At 64.5% G+C, this 23,736-nt stretch carries 23 protein-coding genes and 1 pseudogene; 11 read left to right on the forward strand and 13 right to left on the reverse strand.

The window, feature by feature from the left end:
* The first annotated feature begins 30 nt into the window (after positions 1–30).
* Both JOF28_RS01020 and JOF28_RS01025 read left to right on the forward strand, forming a co-directional pair.
* Positions 31–1,626, forward strand: coding sequence for an isocitrate lyase (locus JOF28_RS01020; RefSeq protein ID WP_209704068.1), 1,596 nt, complete (start codon positions 31–33; stop codon positions 1,624–1,626).
* Positions 1,627–1,870: 244 nt separating this feature from the next.
* Positions 1,871–2,965, forward strand: a complete 1,095-nt coding sequence (locus JOF28_RS01025) for a linear amide C-N hydrolase (protein ID WP_209704069.1) — start codon at positions 1,871–1,873, stop codon at positions 2,963–2,965.
* 138 nt (positions 2,966–3,103) lie between these two features.
* Here JOF28_RS01025 and JOF28_RS01030 read toward each other — a convergent pair whose 3' ends face one another.
* Positions 3,104–3,550, reverse strand: coding sequence for a MarR family winged helix-turn-helix transcriptional regulator (locus tag JOF28_RS01030; RefSeq protein WP_209704070.1), 447 nt, complete (start codon positions 3,548–3,550; stop codon positions 3,104–3,106).
* A 53-nt stretch (positions 3,551–3,603) separates the two neighbouring features.
* On the opposite strand from JOF28_RS01030, the gene JOF28_RS01035 reads away from it, so the two are divergent.
* Positions 3,604–3,879, forward strand: a complete 276-nt coding sequence (locus JOF28_RS01035) for a hypothetical protein (RefSeq protein ID WP_209704071.1) — start codon at positions 3,604–3,606, stop codon at positions 3,877–3,879.
* 78 nt (positions 3,880–3,957) lie between these two features.
* Here the strand turns inward: JOF28_RS01035 and JOF28_RS01040 are convergent, their stop codons facing one another.
* The 4 genes from JOF28_RS01040 to JOF28_RS01055 form a co-directional block, all read right to left on the reverse strand.
* A complete protein-coding gene (locus JOF28_RS01040; RefSeq protein WP_209704072.1) occupies positions 3,958–4,635 on the reverse strand; it encodes a DUF305 domain-containing protein in 678 nt (225 codons plus the stop codon).
* The gene (locus tag JOF28_RS01045) at positions 4,625–5,299 is read right to left on the reverse strand and encodes a thioredoxin-like domain-containing protein (RefSeq protein WP_209704073.1); all 675 of its coding nucleotides are present in this window, start codon (positions 5,297–5,299) and stop codon (positions 4,625–4,627) included. Before JOF28_RS01045 ends, JOF28_RS01040 begins: the two co-directional genes overlap by 11 nt.
* Before the next feature lie 160 nt (positions 5,300–5,459).
* Entirely contained in the window at positions 5,460–5,930 is a 471-nt protein-coding gene (locus JOF28_RS01050) for a MarR family winged helix-turn-helix transcriptional regulator (protein ID WP_245189820.1), read from the reverse strand.
* A 37-nt stretch (positions 5,931–5,967) separates the two neighbouring features.
* Entirely contained in the window at positions 5,968–6,450 is a 483-nt protein-coding gene (locus JOF28_RS01055) for a GNAT family acetyltransferase (RefSeq protein WP_209704074.1), read from the reverse strand.
* Positions 6,451–6,561: 111 nt separating this feature from the next.
* Here JOF28_RS01055 and JOF28_RS01060 point away from each other — a divergent pair, with 111 nt between their 5' ends.
* Positions 6,562–7,050 (forward strand): aminoacyl-tRNA deacylase, encoded by a 489-nt coding sequence (locus tag JOF28_RS01060; protein WP_209704075.1) that lies wholly within the window; start codon positions 6,562–6,564, stop codon positions 7,048–7,050.
* Positions 7,051–7,099: 49 nt separating this feature from the next.
* Here JOF28_RS01060 and aqpZ read toward each other — a convergent pair whose 3' ends face one another.
* Both aqpZ and JOF28_RS01070 read right to left on the reverse strand, forming a co-directional pair.
* Positions 7,100–7,867, reverse strand: coding sequence for an aquaporin Z (aqpZ, locus tag JOF28_RS01065; RefSeq protein WP_280909304.1), 768 nt, complete (start codon positions 7,865–7,867; stop codon positions 7,100–7,102).
* 198 nt (positions 7,868–8,065) lie between these two features.
* On the reverse strand, positions 8,066–9,067 hold the full coding sequence (locus tag JOF28_RS01070) for an FUSC family protein (protein WP_209704076.1): 1,002 nt from the start codon (positions 9,065–9,067) through the stop codon (positions 8,066–8,068).
* A 222-nt stretch (positions 9,068–9,289) separates the two neighbouring features.
* On the opposite strand from JOF28_RS01070, the gene JOF28_RS01075 reads away from it, so the two are divergent.
* The 3 genes from JOF28_RS01075 to JOF28_RS01085 all read left to right on the forward strand — a co-directional run bounded on the left by JOF28_RS01075 (position 9,290) and on the right by JOF28_RS01085 (position 12,794).
* Entirely contained in the window at positions 9,290–10,252 is a 963-nt protein-coding gene (locus JOF28_RS01075) for an alpha/beta hydrolase (protein WP_209704077.1), read from the forward strand.
* Positions 10,253–10,356: 104 nt separating this feature from the next.
* On the forward strand, positions 10,357–11,007 hold the full coding sequence (locus JOF28_RS01080) for an SDR family oxidoreductase (RefSeq protein ID WP_209704078.1): 651 nt from the start codon (positions 10,357–10,359) through the stop codon (positions 11,005–11,007).
* A gap of 68 nt (positions 11,008–11,075) precedes the next feature.
* Positions 11,076–12,794, forward strand: a complete 1,719-nt coding sequence (locus JOF28_RS01085; protein ID WP_209704079.1) for a long-chain-fatty-acid--CoA ligase — start codon at positions 11,076–11,078, stop codon at positions 12,792–12,794.
* Positions 12,795–12,869: 75 nt separating this feature from the next.
* Here the strand turns inward: JOF28_RS01085 and JOF28_RS01090 are convergent, their stop codons facing one another.
* Positions 12,870–13,856: a nucleotidyl transferase AbiEii/AbiGii toxin family protein gene (locus JOF28_RS01090; RefSeq protein WP_209704080.1), complete on the reverse strand. Its 987-nt coding sequence runs from the start codon at positions 13,854–13,856 to the stop codon at positions 12,870–12,872.
* Positions 13,853–14,263, reverse strand: a complete 411-nt coding sequence (locus tag JOF28_RS01095) for a hypothetical protein (RefSeq protein WP_209704081.1) — start codon at positions 14,261–14,263, stop codon at positions 13,853–13,855. Before JOF28_RS01095 ends, JOF28_RS01090 begins: the two co-directional genes overlap by 4 nt.
* 374 nt (positions 14,264–14,637) lie before the next feature.
* On the opposite strand from JOF28_RS01095, the gene JOF28_RS01100 reads away from it, so the two are divergent.
* Entirely contained in the window at positions 14,638–15,453 is an 816-nt protein-coding gene (locus JOF28_RS01100) for a hypothetical protein (protein ID WP_209704082.1), read from the forward strand.
* 2 nt (positions 15,454–15,455) lie between these two features.
* Here JOF28_RS01100 and JOF28_RS01105 read toward each other — a convergent pair whose 3' ends face one another.
* The 3 genes and pseudogenes from JOF28_RS01105 to JOF28_RS01110 all read right to left on the reverse strand — a co-directional run bounded on the left by JOF28_RS01105 (position 15,456) and on the right by JOF28_RS01110 (position 16,870).
* Complete coding sequence (locus JOF28_RS01105; protein ID WP_245189821.1) at positions 15,456–15,734, reverse strand: hypothetical protein; 279 nt, start codon at positions 15,732–15,734, stop codon at positions 15,456–15,458.
* Positions 15,735–15,851 (reverse strand): annotated as a pseudogene (locus tag JOF28_RS14860) (DUF1648 domain-containing protein); the annotation flags it as partial.
* 11 nt (positions 15,852–15,862) lie between these two features.
* A complete protein-coding gene (locus JOF28_RS01110) occupies positions 15,863–16,870 on the reverse strand; it encodes a VOC family protein (protein ID WP_209704083.1) in 1,008 nt (335 codons plus the stop codon).
* A 100-nt stretch (positions 16,871–16,970) separates the two neighbouring features.
* Between JOF28_RS01110 and JOF28_RS01115 the strand changes: the two genes are divergently transcribed.
* Entirely contained in the window at positions 16,971–17,366 is a 396-nt protein-coding gene (locus tag JOF28_RS01115; RefSeq protein ID WP_209704084.1) for a PRA1 family protein, read from the forward strand.
* Here JOF28_RS01115 and JOF28_RS01120 read toward each other — a convergent pair.
* Positions 17,363–18,082: an AAA family ATPase gene (locus tag JOF28_RS01120; protein ID WP_209704085.1), complete on the reverse strand. Its 720-nt coding sequence runs from the start codon at positions 18,080–18,082 to the stop codon at positions 17,363–17,365. The two genes, JOF28_RS01115 and JOF28_RS01120, sit on opposite strands and share 4 nt — an antisense overlap.
* A gap of 184 nt (positions 18,083–18,266) precedes the next feature.
* Here JOF28_RS01120 and smc point away from each other — a divergent pair, with 184 nt between their 5' ends.
* Both smc and JOF28_RS01130 read left to right on the forward strand, forming a co-directional pair.
* The gene (gene smc, locus JOF28_RS01125) at positions 18,267–22,118 is read left to right on the forward strand and encodes a chromosome segregation protein SMC (protein WP_209704086.1); all 3,852 of its coding nucleotides are present in this window, start codon (positions 18,267–18,269) and stop codon (positions 22,116–22,118) included.
* Between the two features lie 274 nt (positions 22,119–22,392).
* A complete protein-coding gene (locus JOF28_RS01130; RefSeq protein ID WP_209704087.1) occupies positions 22,393–23,673 on the forward strand; it encodes an ABC transporter substrate-binding protein in 1,281 nt (426 codons plus the stop codon).
* The last annotated feature ends 63 nt before the right edge of the window (positions 23,674–23,736 follow it).

Genomic DNA, 23,736 nt, shown 5'->3' on the forward strand with positions numbered 1-23,736 from the left:
CGGTAGCCGCCACACGAACGAGGAGTCATCATGACTGCATTCCAAAACGACATCGAAGCCGTGAAAGCACTCATTGAGCAGAACGGTTCCAGCTGGGACAAGATCAACCCCGAGTACGTCGCCCGCATGCGCGCACAGAACCGGTTTAAGACCGGCCTCGAGATTGCCCAGTACACCGCCGACATCATGCGCCGCGATATGGTCGCGTACGATGACGACTCTTCGGTCTACACCCAGTCGCTCGGTGTGTGGCACGGCTTCATCGGTCAGCAGAAGCTGATCTCGATCAAGAAGCACCTGAAGACCACCAACAAGCGGTACCTGTACCTCTCGGGCTGGATGGTCGCCGCCCTGCGCTCAGAGTTCGGCCCGCTGCCCGACCAGTCGATGCACGAAAAGACCGCGGTGCCCGCGCTCGTGGAAGAGATCTACACCTTCCTGCGCCAGGCAGACGCCCGCGAACTCGACCTCCTCTTCACGCAGCTCGACGAGGGGCGCCGTGCCGGCGACGAGGTGGCGGTTGAGCTCACACAGTCGCAGATCGACAACTACGAAACCCATATCGTGCCGATCATCGCCGACATCGATGCCGGGTTCGGTAACCCCGAAGCCACCTACCTGCTAGCTAAGAAGATGATCGAGGCGGGCGCCTGCGCCATTCAGATCGAGAACCAGGTCTCTGACGAGAAGCAGTGTGGCCACCAAGACGGCAAGGTCACCGTGCCCCACGAAGACTTCATCGCGAAGATCAACGCCGTGCGCTATGCGTTCCTCGATCTGGGCATCGACAACGGCATCATCGTGGCGCGCACCGACTCGCTCGGCGCCGGCCTCACCCAGAAGCTCGCGGTCACTAACACCCCGGGCGACCTGGGCGATCAGTACAACTCCTTCCTCGACGTTGAAGAGATCTCGGCCGACGAACTGGGCAACGGCGACGTCATCATCAAGCGCGACGGCAAGCTGCTGCGCCCGAAGCGCCTGGCCAGCAACCTATTCCAGTTCAAGGCGGGCACCGGCGAAGACCGTTGCGTGCTCGACTGCATCACTTCGCTACAGAACGGCGCCGACCTGCTGTGGATCGAAACCGAGAAGCCGCACGTTGAACAGATCGCCGGCATGGTGGATCGCATTCGCGAGGCCGTGCCGAACGCAAAGCTTGTCTACAACAACAGCCCCTCGTTCAACTGGACCTTGAGCTTCCGTCAGCAGGCATTCGACGAGCTGCTCGAACAGGGCAAGGACGTCTCGGCGTACAAGCGCGAGAACCTGATGAGCGTTGAGTACGACAGCACCGAGCTCGCACAGCTCGCCGATGAGCGCATTCGCACGTTCCAGCGTGACGGGTCGGCTCGCGCCGGCATCTTCCACCACCTGATCACGCTGCCGACCTACCACACGGCGGCACTGTCCACCGATAATCTCGCCAAGGGCTACTTCGGTGACGAAGGCATGCTCACCTATGTGCGCGACGTGCAGCGCCGCGAGATTCGCGAGGGTATCGCCACGGTGAAGCACCAGAACATGGCCGGCAGCGATCTCGGCGATAACCACAAGGAATACTTTGCGGGTGACGCAGCGCTGAAAGCCGGCGGTAAGGACAACACCATGAACCAGTTCAACTAGGTTCTGTGCAGCGCAGTGGGCTCGGCTTCGGCCGGGCCCTTTGTGCTGCCCGGGCCGGTTTTGCGGCTCGGGCGCCCGGCGCGGCGTAACTTCCCGTACTTATTTTGACCCGACACATGTCAATTAAGTAGCCAATGTGGGCGTGAAATTTCACACCGGGTGATAGAGAGGATGATTCACAAACGAGAAATGCTCCACTACTGTGCCAGATGACCCGAGTCATGACGAAGTGAGAGGTAACTTTATGTGCACCAGAGTTGTTTGGCCCGACGCAAATGGGGCAGTCATTGTTGGACGAAACATGGACTTTCACATGGATCTGTTGACGAACCTGTGGAAGCTGCCCCGCGGGGTAGAGCGCCACGACGGCGTCGAAGGAAAGCTCAAGTGGACCGCGAAGTACGGCAGCGTGATTGCCACGGCGTTCGACCTCATCGCCTGTGACGGCATGAACGAAGAAGGCTTCGCTGGGCACATTCTGTGGCTCGCCGAGTCTGAGTACGGCAAGCCCGGTGCTGACGACGTGCAGCTGAGCCAGGCGATCTGGTTGCAGTACTACCTCGATAACTTCGCTACGGTCGCCGAGGCGGTCGCGTGGACGAAGGAATCCAACGTCGGCGTGGTGCAGCTGGTCGATCCCACGAATCACATCGTGCCCGCACTGCACCTCGCGATCAACGACGCCACGGGTGACTCGGCCATCATCGAGTACATCGACGGCAAGGTGCAGGTGCACCACGGCCGTGACTACAAGGTCATGACGAACTCGCCGACCTTCGACAAGCAGATTGAGCTCGTCAAGGAGTACGACGGTCTCGGCGGCGACAAGCCCCTGCCCGGTTCGACGCTCGCCTCTGACCGGTTTGCTCGCGCTTCCTACTATGTTGAGCACCAGGAGACGCCCAAGACGCAGACCGCGGCAATGGCGGCGATGTTCAGCATCATCCGCAATGCTGCCCAGCCGTTCCGCACCCCCGACAAGGGCAAGCCCGATGCGTCGCAGACCATCTGGCAGGTCGTGCTTGACGCCACGAACAAGCGTTACGCATTTGAGTCGACCACTCGACCTAACGTCGTGTGGGTGGACTTCCACAAGCTGAGCTTTGCTGAGGGCTCGAAGGAGCTCAAGCTTGATCTCATCAGCCAGCTGGCGCTTGAGGGCGGCCTTGCGGGCGACGTGAGCCACCACTTCAAGGCGGTGGATGAACTGACGCTGAACATCCTCGATGCCGGTCTCAACGCGCTTGAGCTGATTGCGGCGAAGCAAGACGAGTTTGCGAAGGTCGAGAAGCTCGTGCAGCAGGGCGTCAAGGCACTGAAGGGTGCAGTGAAGGCCTAACTGAGATACACGCGGCGATGCCAGCTGGCTGAACCGCGCGGCTCCAAGCGGTGGGTGAGGCGCGGTATCTGGCCTCACCCACCGTTCTCGTTGTGCTCTGTGCGCAGCGGTGACACGGGTCGAGCCGCGAGCGCTCGGTTATGCCGAGCGCTCGACGGACTCGATGACGGCGTGCAACTCGTCGCGCAGCGCCATGAGGCGTTCGACGGGCAAACCCAGTCGCTGAATAACCGCGGGTGGCACTAAGAGCGCCTGTTCACGCAGCTCCAGCCCCGCCTGCGTCGGCGCGACGCTGAACGTGCGTTCATCGCCGGCCACGGGCGTGCGCTCGATCAGCCCCGACTGCTCGAGGCGCTTAATGATGGGGGAGAGCGTCGCCGGATCAAGCCGCAGCACCGTCGCGATCTCGCCGAAGCGCAGCGGGGCATCGTCCCACAGCGCAAGCATCACGAGATATTGCGGGTGGGTGAGCCCGAGCGGCTCCAAGATTGGGCGGTACGCGCCGATCACACTGCGGCTGGCGACTGCGAGCGCAAAACACACCTGCTGATCGAGTTCGAGGGCTTCGCTCGAGAGTGGCTCCATGGCAGCCACTCTATCTTCGTTTGTGTACGAACGAAACATGTTAGTGTTTGTTTGTGCGCGAACGAAAAAGACGGCTCTGGCATGCCAGCCCCTACGACGGCCAGCCCGGTATCTGGGCGGCATTTCGACGACTGCTCTACCAGTTTGAGGGAGCAGCGCAGCTGGGCGACCCCAACGAACCCGCGGGTGTGACGCCGGCGAACCCGACGTGCCCCGTGTGCCACGCACTCATGGCTGATCACCAGATCGTGCGCGGCGGCCCGGGCAAGCCCACCCACCTGAACTGCCCGCCGCCGGTCTCACAAGCGCCGGCTGCCGCAGCCGAGTAACTCGGCCCAGCGGCTGACGCATTCTTCTCAGCGGCTTTCCAATCCCGGCGAGCTCGCGGCTATCTGGCCGCGAGCTCATTAAGCGGGCTGGCGCTCGGCAAGTAGATCCCGCATCAGCTGAATCTCGCTTTGCTGTGCCTTCATCATGCTGCCCGCAAGGTCGGTCACGGTGGGGTTCGAACTGCGCTTCACGATCGCATCGGCCATGTCGACGCCGCCCTCGTGGTGCGCAATCATTAGCTCAAGGAAGAGTCTGTCGGCCGCGACGCCCGTCGCGGCGCGCAGCTCCTCGACCTGCTCATAGCTTGCGAGCCCGGGCATAACCTCGGGTGGCGTAGTCGACTGCGCAGCAGATGCTGCACCCTGCGTGTGCGCCGCGTGCGCGCCACCCTCACCGGGGATCGGCCGATGCATCCAGGTCATCGCCGGTTCGGGCGACGCCTGGGGCAGCCCCCACAGCGCGAGCCAGCCAAACATCTGACCGGCCTGCTGTGCCTGCGAAGTGGCGATGTCGTAGGCGAGTAGCCTGATCGCCGGGTCGCTCGAGTTCTCGCGCACAATGAACGACATCTCGACCGCCTGGTTGTGGTGGGTCTGCATGTCGCGGGCAAACCCTGCTTCGGCGCTGCGCGTCGACGGAAAGACCTCGGGGTGCGCTGAGACGCGTCCGATGATCAGCGATCCGGCCACGAGCACCAGCGCAATCACCGTCGCGATGAAGACGCTGAGGCCCGTGCCGATGCGATTAGATGACACGCCCTGGGCCCTCGTTGGCGCCCATGCATGAAGCGCCCGGCTCGGGGGCCGAGGCCGACTTCCAGTAGCGGTCTACGAACTGACCGAGCCGTTCGTCATCGGGGGAGTCCATCGTGATCTGTGCACCCCAGGCCGAAACGGCAAAGGGCGTTTCGAGGCCCGGGTACGGGGAAATGATGGAGTACTGATCGGGCACCTTCGAGCGCAGCTCATCGAGTTGCGCGTCGGTGACGGTCTCGGGGTTGTAGGTCACCCACACGGCACCGTGCTCGAGCGAGTGTACGGCGCTCTCGTTTTGCTGCGGCTCGCTGTAGACGCCACAGTTCAACCACGCCTGAAAGTGGTCGCCGCCCGCAGGCGGCTGCATGCCGTAGTTGCCCTCGTAGTCGACCGGGTCTGGGCCCACGTGGGTGGCAGGGAGATTCGTGAACTCCTCGAGCCCCGCGATCGCGATGTCTTGGGGGCGCTTGGCGGGTTCAGCCGAGGTGGCAATGAAGGTGACCGCGAGGGCGAGCACTGCCGCACCACCGACCGAGCCGCTGATGATGCCGATGCGGCGCTTGCGCTGCTGCGCGCGACGCTCTTGCTGGTACGCCTCTACCTTTTGTGCACGCTGCTGCGCGCGCTGCTGCTTTACCGATTTCTGCCCAGCGGATTCGCTCAACACAACTCCCAGATCGAACTTTACTTGTCCCTACAATCATTTTCTGGGCGCCTGGGAGAAGGCTTGGATCGGGGGAGGATCCGGATCAAGAATGCCGGGGTGCGGTCGTGCCGCGCCCACACACCGAATTCACTGGCAGTGCAGCGAATCGTTACGGTGCTTAGCCTGCGCGATGGTCGGCGATGCGTGCGCCGATGGTTTCTGAGATATTGGCGAGAGCCTCGATCTGCGACGGCGAAAGCGCATCGATCACGAGCTTGCGGGCGAGCTCGATGTGCGCGGGAATCGCGCGAATGAAGTCGCGGCGACCGTTCGGCGTGAGTTGGACGTTCGTGGCACGCCGGTCAGTCGGGCACGAAGTTCGATCGACCAAGCCCCGCTTCTCCATCTTCGTGCACACGTGCGACAACCGCGGCAGCGTCGCCGCGGTGCTCGCCGCAAGCTCGGTCATGCGCAGGGTCGACTCGGGCGCCGTGTACAGATTCGAGAGCACCGAGAACTCAAAGTGAGTCATCTCGGAGTCGCGCTGCAGCTGCCCATCGAGTGTGTGGGGGAGCAACTGCACGAGGGTGATTAAGCCGAGCCACGCCCGCGACTCAGCATCGGTCATGCGCGGAGCTTTGGGGGTCATGCCTCTATTCCATCACCTCGACGCGCGAGCCGCGTAATTAGGCGGGTGTTTCGTCCTCAATGAGCCGCTTACCCAGCACCAAAACGTCACTCACGTCGTAGCCGAGCGCCCGATAGAAGCCCACGGCCTGCGCGTTATCAGCGCGCACCAGAAGCTGAGCTTTGGGGCACCCGCGGGCCTCGAGGCGCGTCTCGATCTCGGCGACGAGGGCGCGTGCGATGCCCCGCCCGCGATGCGAAGGTGCGGTGGCGAGATAAAACATCCAGCCGCGGTGTCCGTCGTACCCCGCCATCACCGAACCGACTATGCGTGGGGTTGCCTGCGCGCTGGCGCCTGCGGCCGGGCCCGCGTCTTCGGCCACGAGAAAGAGCTCGGGCTGCGTGGTGAGCTTGCGCGCAATGTCTGCGCGAGGATCGTTCCAGGGGCGAATTAGCTCGCAGGCCTCCCACAGTGCCACGGTCTGCTCGGTGTCGGCCTCGCGAAACTCTCGGATCGTGAAGGTGTCGGCGTGACTGTGCATGGGGAAATGCTATCGCGTGGAACGCCCCGAGGTGTGCGGGAAATAACTCACTCGGCACGCACGTTACACCGGGCAGTGCAGCATGATCCCAATGATTGGAAGCTCATCGATATGTCAGAGTCACCCGCACGGGAAGCGCAGGTCGCGCCCGCCTCAATCCACCCCGAGCGCGCCCGCGCTGATGCTGCGACGCGGCGGCTGGCGGTCGAGTTTCTCATTCGCGAGAGCGTGGGCCGCCCGACTAGCTCTGACTTTGCTGGGGCGGCCATCGTGAAAACCATTGTGGTGCAGCGGGGCGACTCGTTTCTGCTCGTGGTGGCCCCGCTCGAAGCGCAATTCAACTGGGCCAAACTGCGCGCGCACCTCGGCGTGAACAAGCTCTCACTACCCGATGCCGATGCCGCGTTCGCAGCAACGGGGTATGAGCGCGGCACCATCACGCCCCTTGGTGCCGAGACCGCGTGGCCCGTGATCGTGGATGACAGTCTTGTCGGCCGCACGATCGTCATTGGCACTGGCGTGCACGGCATCGCGGCACGGGTCGCCGCAAATGATCTCATTCGGGCCTACGGCGCCGCGGTGGTCGACCTCAAGAAGTAGCGGCGCCGTGATGGGTCTTTACATACTGTAATGAATGCCCGTGGGCGGGTTAGGGCTTGCGTCCCTCGAAGAGCGGGCGGTAGGCGACGCCAGCGATCAGTGCACCGACCAGCGGAGCGAGGATGAAGAGCCACACCTGAGCGAGCACGTCGGGTCCGCCGTAGATTGCTGCGGCGATGGAGCGCGCGGGGTTGACCGAGGTGTTGCTGATCGGAATTGAGATCAGGTGGATCAGGGTGAGCGTTAGCCCGATCGCGAGGCCGGCGAATCCTGCGGGTGCGCGGTTCGACGTTGCCCCCAAGATGACGAACAGGAACACCGCGGTCAATACGATCTCAGCGATCAGCACCGAGACCAGGCTGAACCCGCCAGGTGAGTGTTCACCGAAACCGTTCGAGGCGAAACCGCCCGCCACTGCGTTTGTGGCGAAGCCATCGGGCCCACCCACAGCGATGACGTAGACCACGGTAGAGCCGAGTACGCCGCCGATGATCTGGGCGACCCAGTAGCTGGGGGCGTCCTTCCAGGGGATGCGGCCGGCAACGGCGGCACCGAGGGTGACGGCGGGGTTGAAGTGGCCACCTGAAATGTGCCCGACGGCGTAGATGCCCACGAGCACGGTGAGCCCGAATGCGAGCGCGACGCCCACGAACCCGACGCCCAGGCTGTTGTTTTCGGCGTCAGGGAAGTTGGCGGCAAAGACCGCGGTGCCGACGCCGCCCAATACGAGTAGAAACGTACCGAACACCTCGGCGGCGAGCTTGCGCCCCATCGTTGGCGGAGGGGGTGCGCTGGGTGCGGAACTCTTTGCAGACATACGAAACTCCTTCTCTCGCGAATCGGAGTTGGGGGATCCACGCCGATCCGGCGCCGCCTGGCGTCTGCTTCAGCGTAGCCGCGGCGTGCGTAGGGAGCGAGGGCTGTGCATGATTTGTTACATATGCACACGAGTGTCGGGTATGTGGGTTGGAGCCCCAGCGTGCGTGCGCGCGAATGGCTCGCGCGGCCGGTCGCGTTACTGAGCTCTGCCGAGACGGCGCTGTATCTTGTGCGCCACCGCCGAGAGCGCGACAACGAGGAGCGCGGCGAGCACGGTAAACAGCACCCGCTCGAGATCGCCGTGCAGCACGCGGCCGACGGGAGTCACCAGGAAGACCAGGGCCATCGTGAGTGTCATTGAGAACACCCAGTAGGGGGCCTTGATGTAGGTCACGGCGCTGGCGATGGCGGCCAGCAGGCCGAGCGTACTGATGAGCTGTGGATTGTTGATGAAGATGACGGCCAGGGCTGCGAGGCCGCCACCCACGATGGTGCCGCCAGACCGTTCAAGGGCACGGCGCATCGTGTGCTGATGACCAGGCTCGAGCACCACAAGCGCGGTGAGGAGCACCCACCAGCCATTGCTCGTGGACGAGTAAGTCATGATCAGCACGGTGCCCACACCCAGCATGAGGCAGAGGATTACCGCGAAGACGCGTAGCTCACTGGAAGTGGGTGATTCCTTCGGGTGCTTCGGGAGGTCAGGTAGCAAGAAGTAGCCTGCGATCGCCACCCAGAGCCCGCCGAAGAGCACGAAGCCTGCGACCACGGCTGCAGAGACCACCGGTGAAACCGTGACCTCGTTGAGGATTTTGGCGTGCGGTGCCGAGACGGCGGCGAGTGCACCCTGAGAGGCCACGTACGTAGCGGCAGCCTGCCAACCACGTTGGTAAGACCAGGCAACACCGAGCCCGAGCAGCACCATGAATGCGGCCGCGGCCCAGGGGTTGGTGCTGAGGAGGAGGCCGATGAAGACTGCTGCGCCGGTACTTGCGGCTGTCGCGAGGGCGACCCGTGGGCTAATGGTGAGTGCGACAATCGCCGGCAGCATGCCGATGTAGACCAGGGCGGTGTCGGCTCGGGCGGGGCTGAGGAAGATTGCGACGAGGGGCAAAAGGCAAGCAATGGCACCACAAATCCAGCGTTGCATCTGATGTGGGGGCTTGACGATCATCGTCGTCTGCGGTGACGAGGCCATAAAAGGAGACTATCGGGCTCACCGCAAGTGAGTGAACACCCTTCTGCGAGTTACAGCCTGTCACTGCGTGCTTCGGTGCCGCATCGTGCTTCGGCGCGTCTCATCTTGCCTCAGCGTGTCGTTGGGCAAAAACGAATATTTGTTACCTGCCCAGGTGGAGTCCTTGCCAATATGTAATGAAGCGCCGCAACGTCGCGGCCTTCACCACCATTGGAGAGTCGCATGCATGTGAACCCTGCTCCGCCGTTCGACCCCGAGCTCAACGCCGCACTCGGCCAGCTTTCTGAAAGCATTCCCTGCACCATTACGCCCCACATGATCCCGCTGCTTCGTGAGCGACCAGTGGATCCGGCGCTCGAAGAATTGGTCACAAGCCTCGGGGCCTCCCACGAAGAAAGAACCATTGCAGGCTACGAAGGCGGCGAGATTATCGTCTCGATTTACCGTCGCCCCGGCCAAACCACGGCTGGCCCGGGCATCTTCCATATTCACGGCGGCGGCATGGTGTTCGGCGATCGGTTCACCGGAGTGCAAGCCTTTCTGCCCTACATTGCCAGCCACGGCGCCGTAGTCGTGAGCATCGAATACCGGTTGGCCCCCGACTTCCCAGACCCCGTGCCCGTTGAAGACTGCTACGCCGGGCTGCTGTGGCTCGCCGAACACGCCGCCGACCTCGGCATCGATGCCGAACGCCTGGTGGTCGCCGGCGCCTCAGCCGGCGGCGGGCTCGCCGCCGGAGTCACCCTGCTCGCTCGCGATCGCAAGGGCCCGGCCCTGCGGGCCTCGCTGCTGATTTATCCCATGCTCGACGACCGCAACGAAACGATCTCGTCGCACCAGATCCAAGGCATTGGGGTGTGGGATCGCACCAGCAATTTCACCGGATGGGACGCCCTGTTGGGCTCGCGCCGAGGCACCGCTGACGTGTCAATCTACGCGGCTCCCGCCCGGGCCGAAGACCTCTCGGGGTTGCCGCCGACCTTCATTGACGTCGGCAGCGCTGAAGTCTTTCGTGATGAAGATGTGGCCTACGCCTCACGCATCTGGGCTGCCGGGGGTATCGCAGAGCTGCACGTGTGGCCCGGCGGGTTTCACGGGTTCGACGGCTTTGCCCCGCACTCGCAGCTCTCGCGCGCCATGATCAAGACACGCAATGAATGGCTGTCGCGGTTGCTTGAGTTCTAACCAGGCTGTTCGAATCCAGTTCACCGCACACCGAGTTTGCTTGAGCACACTACTCAAACAGTCACAAACGGCCGTTTCAGAACCTTACGGGCTAGCCTGGGGCCATGACGAGCACTTTGATTTTTGGTGGACACGGCAAGATCGCGCTGCTCACGGAGCCCCTCCTTGTAGGGCGGGGTGACACCGTTACCGCTGTGATTCGCAACTCCGATCACATCGACGAGGTCACCGCGACGGGCGCCACCGCGGTAGTTGCCGACATCGAGCAGCTCGACACCGAGCAGCTTGCGCAGCTCATCGCCGGCCATGACGCCGTCGTGTGGTCTGCCGGAGCCGGTGGCGGCAACGCCGCACGCACCCGCGCGGTCGATCACGAAGCCGCCGTGCGTTCCATGGACGCCGCTGCCCTCGCCGGGGTGCGCCGCTACGTGATGGTGTCGTACTTCAACGCCGCACGCGACCACGGCATCGACCCCGAGTCATCGTTCTGGCACTACGCCGAAGCCAAGATCGCCGCCGATGAGCACCTGCGCGCCAGCGACCTCGACTGGACCGTGCTCGGCCCGAGCGCGCTCACCCTCGAGCCCTTCGCCGGGGGCATCGATGTGCGCGCTGAAACCTCGACCACCGTTTCACGAGCGGCCGTCGCCGAAGTGATCGCCGCGACCCTCGCTGACCCGTCAACGATCGGCCGCACCATTAGCTTTAACGACGGTGCGACGCCCGTGGCTGAGGCTTTGCGCGAAGCTCACTAACTTCGCCCAGCAAAGATGTAGCGTGGCAGAAGCCACAGTTGAGGCGTTTCGCTTCTATCCTTAGAAGTATGCACATGAACGATACTCGCGCCTGGAACAAGTTTTACGCTCCGGGCACCCCTGTCGATATTGAGACGGTGACCGGATCTCTCGTTGATCTGCTCGACGAACGCGTCACGCAGTGGAGCGACCGTGACGCCGTCAGCTTCTTCGGTGCGACCATCACCTACCGTGAATTGGGCGACCGCGTCGCTCGCGTGGCACACGGGCTGCACAAGCTCGGGGTGAAGGCGGGGGACCGCGTCGGCCTGATCATGCCCAATGCCCCGCAGCACATCATCGCGTTCTACGCCGTGCTGCGCCTCGGCGCGGTCGTCGTTGAGCACAACCCGCTCTACACGCGCGACGAACTCGAGGTGCAGTTTCGTGACCACGGCGCCCAGGTCGTCATCGCCTGGGACAAGGTGGCGCCCACGATTCAGTCACTCCCCGCAGAGCTGGGGATCCGCAGCGTCATCGCCGTCGATATCACCCGCGCCATGCCCTTCGGCACCCGGTTGGCGCTGAAGCTGCCGATCCAGAAGGCGCGCGAGTCGCGCGAGAAGCTGACGGCGCCCGCCCCGGGCACCGTCGCATTCGCGTCGCTCGAGCGCTCGGCGGCCCTGCCCGCATCGCACCCGCGGCCCACGCTCGATGACGTTGCCTGCCTGCAGTACACCTCGGGCACCACCGGCACCCCCAAGGGCGCCATGATCACGCACAAGAACCTGTGGGCGAACGCCCGCCAGGGCGCGGCGTGGATGCCCGATTTCGTGCGCGGTGAGGGCAACATCTATGGCCTGCTGCCCATGTTCCATTCATTTGGCCTGCTGCTCTCGGTGATTTATTCCGTCGAGACCGGATCGCGGGCCGTGCTGTTTCCGACCTTTGATCCCGAGCTGGTCTCTGCGGCCGCCAAGCGGTTCCCGCCGACCTTCGTGCCCGCGGTGCCGCCGATGTTCGACCGGCTCTCACGCGTGGCCCGCGACGGCAAGCTCGACCTGAGCGGTGTCGTCTACGCCATCTCGGGCGCGATGACGCTGACGCCCGCGATCGTGAAGCGCTGGGAAGACCTTGCCGGCAGCATGCTCAATGAGGGCTACGGCATGACCGAAACCAGCCCCGTGGCGCTGGCGAACCCCTTCAACGAATCGCGCAAGATCGGTGCGATCGGGCTGCCGTTCCCGTCGACCGATATTCGCGTCGTTGACCAAAACGAACCGACCCGCGAACTCGCGCTCGGCGAAGTGGGCGAGCTGCTCATTCGCGGCCCGCAGGTGTTTCAGGGGTACTGGAACCGGCCCGAGGACACCGCGGCGACGCTGCTCGAGGGCGGCTGGCTGCGCACCGGCGACCTCGTAATGCAAGACGAAGACGGCTTCGTCACCGTGGTGGACCGCAAGAAGGAACTCATCATTACGGGCGGCTTCAATGTCGCCCCGAGCGAGGTTGAAGCCGTCATCAACCGCGTGCCCGGCGTTGCCGAGACCGCCGTGGTGGGCGTGCCTCGCGGCGGTGGTGCCGAAGTGATCACGGTGGCCGTCATTCTCGAGCCCGGCGCGACGTTCGACCAAGATGCGGCTCGCGAGCTCGCACGCGAACACCTCGCCGAATACAAGCGCCCCTCAACCTACGTGGTGTGGGAGGAACTGCCGAAGTCATTGATCGGTAAGGTGCTGCGCCGCAAGGTGCGTGACGCAATGATTGCCGACCGCAAGGCGGTGCGCGCGATCGCTGACGAAGACTAAGTCGCGCGCGCATCGTTGTTGAGATCCGGGGTGTCCACTGTTCGTGGGTGCCCCGGATCTTGCGTATCTTGTTTGCTAGAGCAGCCCGCGTTGATGGCGCACGGCGCTGATGATCTCGTCTAAGGAAACAAAGTCTCCATGGAGGAGCGCCTGGGCTGCCTCATATCCCGCTTCGATCGTGCCGCGCGCGGGATGTTCGCGATCAAATGCAGGGCTGTGCGCGTAGCCTTCGATCGGCCGTGGTGTCGAGGAGAAGCCGGCGGCAGCGCTCTGGCTATCAATATCGTCGACCAGTGCGTTGATCCCTTCGTCACCAAGGTTCTCAAGCGCGTCTGTTACTTGTTTGTCCTGGAGGAGACAGTGGATGTCGTAGAAGTGGCGGCCGTGCTTGAAGAGTGCGTCTCTGTCGGCTCGGCTAGCCGCGTCATGTACGGCCGCAAGTTTCTCGAACAGGGTCCGCTCCGGGGCTAAGACATTGACGCTGAACGCAGCGAATTCCTCCCACGTAGCCTCGCTCTCGCCAAGGATGGTGATCGCGTGCTCGGCGACAAGCGACCGATAGCTGTACACCGCGGACGGCTGCGTACCGCCTCGACTCCCGAGCTCGAGTAGAACACCTTCCTTCAGTGAGGGGTCGCTGTTTGCCGTTGGGTATAGATACGTCGTGTAGCGCTTGATCCCTGTCGTTGATGAGCCCACGAGGACCTGAGAGTTCAGGAATGCGAGGTGGCTTTTCACCGCCTGGTCGACTTCTTTTAGCACCTTGTGACGGGCCCCCAACGAGGCCTCCCGCGGAAATACCGCGAGAAGATCGACGTCCTCCGAGAATCGTTTGATGATCCCGAAGACTCGGCTGAGGCTGGTCCCGCCTTTGAACGTGAAGGTCGTCGGTGCGGTCGAACCGTCCGGCAATGTCACGGCGCGGTCGATACTGGCGGCGCGGAGTACCTCGGTGACCCAGAAGTCCTTCTCTACATATACCGTAGGCATGCCAAGGGCTTCCGCAGTTACCCCCACGAGTGCTTCGAGATCATCGGGGGCTTCCCGGAGACGCTCGGTCATGCGACGGCCAGATCCGAGACGAGCCGGTCGAAATTCTCGCGCACCGCGATGTTTCGCTCTCCCGCAACCGCGACGCGTAGACGACCCTCGTTAATCTCACCATCCACAAGTGCGTCACGGACTTTGCTTGCCAAGGTCTTCCAACCAGCCTCGACGTACACCTCTGGCGCGCGCATCAACTCGAGAAGCGCGATCTCCTTTGCGTTGAGGCTCGCGCGTTCCCTGTTGCTGCGTGAGTACTGTGTGGCGCCTTCGATCGGCTCGGCCGTCCACAACGCCGCGACATGGAACGATGAGGGAACCTGGGTGGTTACGCCCCATTCGCGCGCAGCGGAGTACCCGGCCGGACCGTTCCCTTCCGCCCCGAGAACCTCTCGTACGATCTCTTCAATACGAGGCCGAGTCATTCCATACCGAGTCTTCGCTCCGCGGTAGTAGAGGCCACGACGAACGGGCATGAGCTCTCCGCTCCGTGCCGCTCTGGAAGCTGCTTGACGTGCAGCGGACGCAGTCCCGGGCAGCCGGTTGACATGCACGAACGACCGCACCGGGGTGCTCCGGATTGCAGCGGCGGGAGAGATGGCGATCATGTCACGAAAGTTTACCGGGAACGTGACATGAAAGCAACGACGACGAGCGTCACAGCGGCTGCACGTGGGGAATTCGGGGGTTACATCGGCGGCGTGGTTTCTTTTAGGCTGGTGGGGTGCGCGCCCGGGTCGAAGCCGACCTGCCGTCGTACAGACGCCGTAGCCACGACGCCACTACAAGGAGATTGTCGATGAAGACTCGCCCCACACTCACCGTGACCGCTGCCGCCTCGGGCCTCTTGCTAGGCCTCGTTGGGCTCACCGGGTGCGCTGCAGAACCTGAAGCTCCCAGCGCGAAAAACACTGAGTCGGTGCCCGTCGAAGAGACCGTGGTGGAAGAAACCGTGGCCGAAGAAGCAACGGTCGAAGAAACCGAGCGCGAAGTTCCTGCATCGTGCGCCGCGCTCGACCTACAGCCTGGCGCAACCCTTGATGGTGCAGCGCTGGGCACCTGTGTCTCTGAAGCGCTGTCCAGCTACGGCTCGGGCAAAATGCGAGTCACCGCAGACTCATCGGGCGATGTGGAATTCACCTACAACCCCACCTACGAATTTCAAGGCACACTCGAGGGCTCAGACGGTGCGGTCAAGATTTCTTACGTCGATGGAGTCATCTGGATCGACCAGGGAACGGGCCCGGTCAAGGGCGACCTTGAATCAGAGAACCTCGAAGAACAACTGGCAGGTGCCGCAGGCGAGCTCTACCGCATCTACTCCGACCTCGAACAAACGAAGCAAATGATCCAGGCACAACCCTCTTGGACGGTCGAAGAGGGGCAAGACCTGATCGAGCTGCCCAGCGGAGAGATCGTGGAATCATTCCGCATCACGAGCGACGAAGCCTTCAGCTGGCACGAAATGCCATTTAGTGAGTTCATTTTGTGGTTTGGTGAAGACTGGGTGCCGGTGGGCGATCAAGCATCGATCGATATTCAGGGTATGCAGAGCACGCACACGCAGCACTTCTACGACCTGGGAGTGCCGGTGACCATTACCCCGCTGGGCTAACGCTACGCCCGAAACATGCGGGTCAGGCCGACTCCCAGCGCCCCAAGCATGACGGCCACCCCGGGGAGAATAAGTAACGCGCCATTGAACTGCGTGCCAGCAGAGGCGAGGATCCCCGCGTTAATGAGCGCGCACGAGGCAGTGACGCCCACCGTCATGAATTCCCCGGGGCGATACATCTCTTGGGCGTTCGCCTCAGAAACGATGCGGGGGTAGTTGAAGATGCGCGGGTGGCACGAGAGCCAGGCCAGCCCGCACACAATCACCACAAAAATCGCCATGTTAATGAAGATCGAAGATCGAGGCCCCCACCCGTCGGGTTGGCCCAACGCGTTGAAGTGCGTGGGGATGGTTAGCGGCCACGACGGGTACCGCCAGACTTCCCGTGCGCAAGGCAGTCAGGCCGCGGTTACGCCGCCGGGGTGCCCAGCAGGCGAATCGTATTGCCCCAGGGGTCATCTACGGTGAGCTGGCCCGCATCATTCGTAAACGCCACCTGCGCAGCCTCGAGCCGATCGGCCACGGCGGCGAGCGCCGCATCGTCACCCAGGTGCACGGTGAAGTGCCCCAGCCCCTGGGCCTTGGGGCGGTCGCCCGCGCCGTCGCTCATCCACGTGTTGGTGGCGAGGTGGTGGTGGTAGCCGCCGGCCGAGTAGAAGAGGGCGCCGTCTGATTCTGCGGTGACGTCGAAGCCGAGGGTGTCGGCGTAGAACGCGCGGGCATCGTTAAGGTTGCCCACGCGCAGGTGTACGTGGCCCATCACGGTGTCCTCGGTGCTGGGGGTCTGCCCGAGGTGTTCTTGAATGAAGACGTTGGGGTCGAGGGGTGCGGCGCCCATGGTGACGAGCCCGTCGTTCCACACCCAGGTGTCTTCGGGGGTGTCAGTGTAGAGCTCGAGGCCGTTACCGTCGGGATCAGTGAAGTAGAAGGCGAGACTGACGGAGTGGTCGGCGCTGCCGCTGTAACTCTCGGGGGCGGCGGTGGCGATGTGTGAGAGGACGCGGGCCAGCGAGGGGGAGTCGGGGTACAAGATGGCCGAGTGGTAGAGGCCCGCCTGGGTGGCGGTGTCTACGGGCCGGCCGTCATCGAGGGTGAGCGTGATGAGTTCGGCGTCGTCGCGGCCGAGACTGACCTGGGTGCTGCTGGCGTCGAGCACGTCGAGCCCCACCGCGTTCACGTAGTACTCCTGCATCGGGGCGAGCGATGCCGTCACGAGCTCCACGGCCCCCATGCTGGTGTCATCGGGCAGTGCCCGCGCCGCGCTCTGGGCGCTCGCCGCAGTGTTGGCTGACGATGCCGCGGTGACGCCCCACCAGATGCCTGCGGCGGCGAGGGCGGCGACGGCGATCGCGATCGCGGTGATGATGAGGGCGCGTGAGCGTTTGGGGCGTGCTGAGGTTGCGGGGGTGTGGGGCATACTGGGCTTAACTGCTTGCGCATGCAACTTATTCCTGTGGAGATCCGGATCATTCGCCTGCTCCCAGAATGACCTTGTGCCGCCCGATACCATGGTGGGTATGGGATTTCCGCGCGTGACCTGGGGTATGAGTGCCGGCGTATGGTTTGTTGTGTTGATGATGTGCTGCGTGCAGTGGGGTCTGCCGGCGGCGACCGTCGCGATCATTGCGGGGGTGCTGCCCGCGCTGCCGCTGATTGGCGGGTTTACCGGTGACGGGCGTATGAAGCCCGGCCGCGTGCCGCTGTACAACTCGATGATCGGCATGCTTGGCCCGATCGTGGTGCTCGCCATCGGCATTGTGGTGTTGTTTGTCACGGGCGGTTTCGCCACCGGGTTCTGGGGCGTGGGCATCGCCGGTCTCGCCTGGTTCGTGCATGCGGCCGCGAGCCGCGCGTTTGGGTTCGGCCCGCGCCTCGACGACGGCACCCTGCCGAAGGTCGAGCCCCGGTTCTAACCCAGGTGGCGCAGGTAGCGCTCGGGGGCATCGAGAAACAGCCGCCAGTTCTGCGTCATCGCCAGCTCATCGAACGTTGCGGGGCGCAGGCCCCAGTCGCCCAGCTCATAGAGCGCGGCCTGGGGCAGCGCAGCCAAGATCGGCGAGTGCGTTGAGAGCAGCACCTGCGATCCGGCCGCGAGCAGCTCGGTGATTTGTGACAGCAGGGCGAGCTGCCCATTGAACGAGAGCGCCGACTCGGCCTCGTCGAAGATCCACAGGCCCTGCAGGTGGGCCCGCGAGGTGAAGAACTCGATGAACGATTCGCCGTGGCTTTGAAAGTTGTGGCGGCCGGGCTGCGCGATGTCATCGAGGTAGGCGAAATGGCCGTGCATGGTCTCGGCGCGTAAGAAGACGCCCTGCTTCGAGCTGCCGGTCCCGCGCACCAACTGCAGGTGATCGGCCAGCACCGACTCGGTGCGCTGCGTGTGGTGCATTGCATTGTGGGTGCCGCCCTCGGTGTTCAGCCCAAACGCCCCCGCGATCGCCTCAATGAGCGTTGACTTACCGGCACCGTTTTCGCCCACGAAGACGGTGAGGGCAGCCAGATCGAGCCCCTCAGCGAGCAGCTGAGCGACTGCGGGCACGGTGGCGGGCCACTCATGTCGGGCCATCGGCGCGAGGCGGTGCGCTTCGACCCTGCGCACCGGGAGCCTGCTGAATGCTGCTGAACTCATGCCCCCAGTGTGCTGGGTCTTCGGGCACACACGCAAGGCGCGGCCGCCGGTTCAGCCCGCGCACCGCTACAGTTTGAGAGAGAACTTCGGCGAGATGCGGCCGTGCGCCACCGGGCACTCGCACGCCCCCGTCGATCACGGCACCCCACCCGGGCGCCGCCCAGTAACGCAGTGAGGAGATGGCGTGCACCTGAAGAGCCTGACCATCAAGGGCTTTAAGTCGTTTGCGCGACCCACCACCTTCGACTTCGAACCCGGAGTGACCGCCATCGTCGGCCCCAACGGTTCGGGCAAATCCAACGTCGTTGACGCCCTCGCCTGGGTGATGGGCGAGCAGGGCGCCAAAACCCTGCGCGGCGGCAAAATGGAAGACGTCATCTTCGCCGGCACCGAAGCCCGCGGCCCGCTGGGCCGCGCCGAGGTGAAACTCACCATCGACAACGCCGACGGCGCACTGCCGATCGAATACAGCGAAGTGACGATCAGCCGCACCCTGTTTCGCAGCGGCGCAAGCGACTACGCCATCAACGGCGAAACGTGCCGACTGCTCGACGTCCAAGAGCTGCTGAGCGACTCGGGGCTCGGCCGTGAGATGCACGTCATCGTCGGGCAGGGGCAGCTCGACGCCGTGCTGCGCGCCACCCCCGAGGACCGCCGCGGATTCATCGAAGAAGCCGCCGGCATTCTGAAACACCGCCGCCGCAAAGAGCGCACCCTGCGCAAGCTCGACGGCATGGAAGCCAATCTGACGCGCTTGCAAGACCTTGCGGGGGAGATCCGGCGCCAGCTCAAGCCCCTGGGGCGCCAGGCCGAGGTGGCCCGCGAAGCCCAGCACATCGCGGCTGACGTGCGCGACGCCAAAGCGCGCCTGCTCGCCGACGACGTCACCCAGCTGCGCCACGAACTCGACGGCCTCACCCAGGTCGAATCTGAGCGGCATGCCGAGCGCATCGTGCTGCAAGAGCAGCACGACCACAAGCAGCAGCGCGTCACCCTCCTCGAGCACGAGCAATCGGGGGAGGCCCTCGACACCGCCAGGCGCATCACGGTGGGGCTCGAGGGCGTGCAGCAGCAGCTGCGCGGGCTGTACACACAGGCGCAGCAGCGGCTCACGTTCTTGGCGACCCAGGCTGAAGCTCCGGATCAATCGGGCCGGCTCACCCAATCAGTCGTCGATGACGCGGCCGCCGAAACCGCGCGGCTGTCAACACTCGTGCCCACGGCCGAAGCTGCGTGGCGCGAAGCGCAGTCGGCATCGCTGAAGGCCCGCGCCCAGGTCGACGCGCTCGATGAACAGATCGCTGAGCTCAGCGCGCTCGTGTCGCAGCATGACCTCGCGCTGTCGCAGCTGCGCGGCCGTGCCGAAGCCGCCGGCCAGAAGCACGCCACGCTCGCACAAGAGCTCACGCGCCGCACCCAGGCGCTAGCGCAGGCCGAGGAGCGTGCCGAGGCCGCCCAGGCGGCACTCGACGCGTTCGTGCGTGGCGCGGCTGGAGATGACGCGAGCGACACTGCAGGGGGATCGGGCGAGCAGGGCTCGTCTGATCAGCTCACCCCCGAGCAGCTCACCCCCGAACAACTCGAGGCCGCCCACCGTGCCGCGCAGGAGGCGCAGGTCGCGTGCGAGCGCGCCCGTGATGCGGCCCGTGACGAACTGCACGCCATCGAACAAGAACGCGCCGGGCTCGAGGCCCGCGTTACCGCCCTCACTCGGCTGCTTGAGGCGCGCGACGCCTCGGGGGCGCTGCTTGGTGCTGCCCAGCCCGGCATCACCGGCCGCGTCGCCGACCACGTGCGGGTGCGCGACGGTTTTGAAGCCGCGGTGGGCGCAGCTCTCGGCGCGAACGTTGACGCACTGCTCGCCACCACGCTCGCCGACGCCACTGCCGCGGTTGACACGGCACGCGACGGCGACCTCGGCACCGTGCGCACGGTCATTGCCGCACCACTCAGCGACGCATCTGCGCGCGAATGCAGCGCGGCGACAACGCAGCAGACCACCATTGCCCGCAGCCTCGGCGCGACGCCGCTCGCCGACACCCTGCTTGATGCCCCTGACGGGGTGCGTGCTCTGCTTGCCCGCAGCTACGCGGTCGAGCACCTGACTGCTGCCGCGCAGCTGGCCGAGGCCCTGGGGGCCGTCACCGCCAGCGCGGCGAGCGACACCAGCGGTCAAAGCAACACTCTCGGCGGTGACGCTGGCACCGGCTACCTCATCGTGACGGCCGCGGGCGATGTGCTCACCCCGCACACGCTTACGGGTGGGTCGGGTCACCCGCCCTCGACCATCGAGCTGGCGGCCGAACTCGAGCAGGCAGCGGCGTCGCTCGCACGGGTACGCGAAGCCGCCGAGACGGCGGCCACGGCGCTGACCGAGCACCGCGAGCGCGCCCAGCAAGCCAAGCGTGACGTACACGCCGCGTACGCGCGCCTACGCGAGGCCGATGCGCGCGCGGCCGAAACCGCCAAGCAGCGCAATCAGCTCACGGCGCGGGCCGAGTCGGCGCACGCCGAGGCCGAACGCGTGGCGCAGTCCATTACACTCGTTCAGACGGAAGCCGCACAGGCAGAAGCCTCGCTTGCCGAAGCGACCCGGGCGCTCGACGCCGCGGCCGAAGAGCCGCGCCCCGTGCTCGATGTCAGCCAGCGCGATGCCTTCGCATCGGCGCTCGACACGCACCGCGCCACCGAACTCGAACAGCGGCTCGCGCTCGAGACCGCGCGTGAGCGGGTGCGGGCGGCAACTGCCCGCGCGCGCGAGCTCGGTATTCAGCTTGAGGCCGAGCGCCGGGCCGCCGATGAAGCCGCCCGCCGCGAGGTGCTGCGTGCACGCCAGGTTGACCGCGCAACCAGGGTGGCCCACGCGCTGCCCGCCATCATCGATGCGTGTGACCGTTCGGTCGCCGAGGCTCGCGAGGCCCAGCAGCAGGCCGAGGCCGAGTGGGCAGGCCGCAACCACGAGCTCACGCAGCTGCGCGCGCAAGAGGCCGAGCTGCGCACGAAATTGGCCCGGCTCACCGAGCAGGCGCACAACTCTGAGCTCAAAAGCTACGAGCGCAGGCTCCACCTCGCCTCCCTTGTCGAGCGCGCAAACGGAGAGCTCGGGCTCACCGAAGCTGTGTTGCTCGCAGAGTACGGCCCCGATCAGCCCATCCCCGTGGAGGCAGGCGATGAGGCTGACACGGCGGAAAGCGCAGCTGCGCGGCCCGCATCGGGGAAGCAGCCACGGGCCAGGTTGCCCGCGGGCTTTGCCAGCCAGCTCGAGGCCGAACTTGCGGCAGAACTGGGGCTGCAGCCCGCAGGATCCGGATCATTCGACGCCGAAGCCAGCGCGCCCAGGGCCCCGGGCACCGCGCACCCCGCATCGATCCCGTACGTGCGCGCCGAGCAAGAGCGCAGGCTCGCCGCGGCCGAGAAGAAACTGTCGCGCCTGGGGCGCATCAACCCGCTCGCGCTCGAGGAATTTGCAGCGCTTGAGCAGCGGCACCAGTTCCTCTCAGATCAGCTGCAGGATCTCACCAAAACCCGCGCCGATCTACTCGCGATCATCAGTGACCTCGACGTAAAAATGCAGGGTATTTTTGCGGCCGCGTTCGAAGACACCCGGGCCGCGTTCGCCGAGGTCTTTCCCATTCTGTTTCCGGGTGGCACGGGCGAGGTGTCCCTCACCGAACCCGGCAACCTGCTCGCCACCGGCATCGATATTGTGGTGCGGCCCGCGGGCAAGAAGGTTGAGCGAATGTCGCTGCTCTCGGGCGGCGAACGATCGCTCGCGGCCGTGGCCTGGCTGGTCGCCATCTTCCAGGCCCGCCCCAGCCCGTTCTACATCGTCGATGAGGTGGAAGCTGCCCTCGATGACGCAAACCTGGGCCGCTTGTTGCTCGTATTCGAGCGGCTGCGCGAGAACTCTCAGCTCATCATCATTACCCACCAAAAGCGCACGATGGAGATCGCAGACGCGCTGTATGGGGTGTCGATGCGGCAAGACGGTATCTCGCAGGTCGTCGGCCAGCGGGTGGGACGCGAAGACGCGTGACCAGCCTGGCCCGCCTGACCTGTTTGCCCCGTCTGGGATGTCAGACCCACAGCTGACCTACGCATCGCTGCACCCTCAGCTACTGGGGCGGCACAGCAAATCTGGCAGCCCTACCCATTTGCGGAAAAGGCCAAGATAAGCGCGCGAATAGGTACTGAAATCTAACGAATTCATCTCTACGGCATGGCCGATACCAGTTGCTGGCACCCGAACCGTTAAGCTCGTCGACAAGTCCCGTGCGTCGGGACGTTTCAATGACGAAAGGTAGTTGCCAATGAAGGTTTACTCCAAAAAGGCCGCTAGTGCTTTCGCTCTCATGGCCGGCGCGGCACTCGCGCTCTCGGCCTGCAGCAGCGGTGGCGCAGCTCCAGCAGACACCTCTAAGCCCGCGGCAGACAGCGGCAGCGAAGCGAGCAGCGAGGCACTTCGCATCGGCACGCTACTTCCACAGACGGGTTCACTTGAGCACCTGATCTACGGCCCCAAGGCCGGCGTAGCACTCGCCGTGAAAGAGATTAACGAGGCCGGCGGCGTCGGCGGCAACGACGTTGAGGTCGTTGTCGAAGCCAATGAGCACGACCCCACCGACCCGACGATCATGAACAAGAGCGTCGACGAGATCATCAAGGCCAACCCCGCATTCGTGCTGGGCGCAATGGGCACCGGCAACACCAACGCCGCCATGCCGAAGGTCACCGAGGCCGGCATCTTGATGGGTTCGCCCTCAAACACCGGTATCGCGCTCGCGGGTATCAACGACCTCTACTTCCGCACCATCGCCTCTGACATCATTCAGGGCCGTGCACTGGGCAACCTGATTCTGCAGGACGGCAACGCAAAGGTCGCCGTGCTTGCCCAGAACAACGACTACGGTAAGGGCCTGCGCGACAACCTGCAGACCACCGTCGAAGAGGCTGGCGGCGAAATCAGCTACGGCGCCACCGGATCGGGCGAAGAGTTCCCCGAAGCACAGACCACGTTCTCGTCAGAGGTCACAGCCGCACTCGCGACCAAGCCCGACGCGATCGCGATCGTGAGCTACGTGGAAGCGAAGCAGGCCATCCCCGAGCTCGCAGCGCAGGACTTCGACCTCTCGAAGCTCTACCTCGTTGACGGCAACACCGTGCCGTACCCCGAGTTCGACGCGGGCCTGCTCGAGGGCGCACAGGGCACCACGCCCGGTCGCACCGTCGACGACGCGTTCGAGAAGGCGCTCGTTGCGGCCTCCTCTGACGCCAGCAAGAGCCTGAACTTTGCCCCCGAGGCCTACGACGCAGTCATGCTCGTAGCGCTCGCGGCACAGAAGGGTGGCGCAACCGACACCGACACGATCGTGAAGAACCTGCACGCGGTCTCGGGCGATAAGGGTGGCGACGAGTGCTCAACCTACGCTGATTGCCTCGCTCTGCTCGAAGACGGCAAGGAGATCCACTACCTCGGTAAGGCTGGCGGCGGTCCTCTCAACGCCGACAACGAGCCCTCAACCGCTCTGATCGGCATCTACAAGTACGATGCCGAGAACACCCCGGTAGCAGTGGGTGAGATCGAGGGTTAATCCTCGCTCCAACACAACAGCGGCTGATCTCCCACTTGGGAGACCAGCCGCTGTTGTGTTGTG

The organism is Leucobacter exalbidus (genome assembly GCF_017834145.1).
GTDB classification, from domain to species: Bacteria; Actinomycetota; Actinomycetes; order Actinomycetales; family Microbacteriaceae; genus Leucobacter; species Leucobacter exalbidus.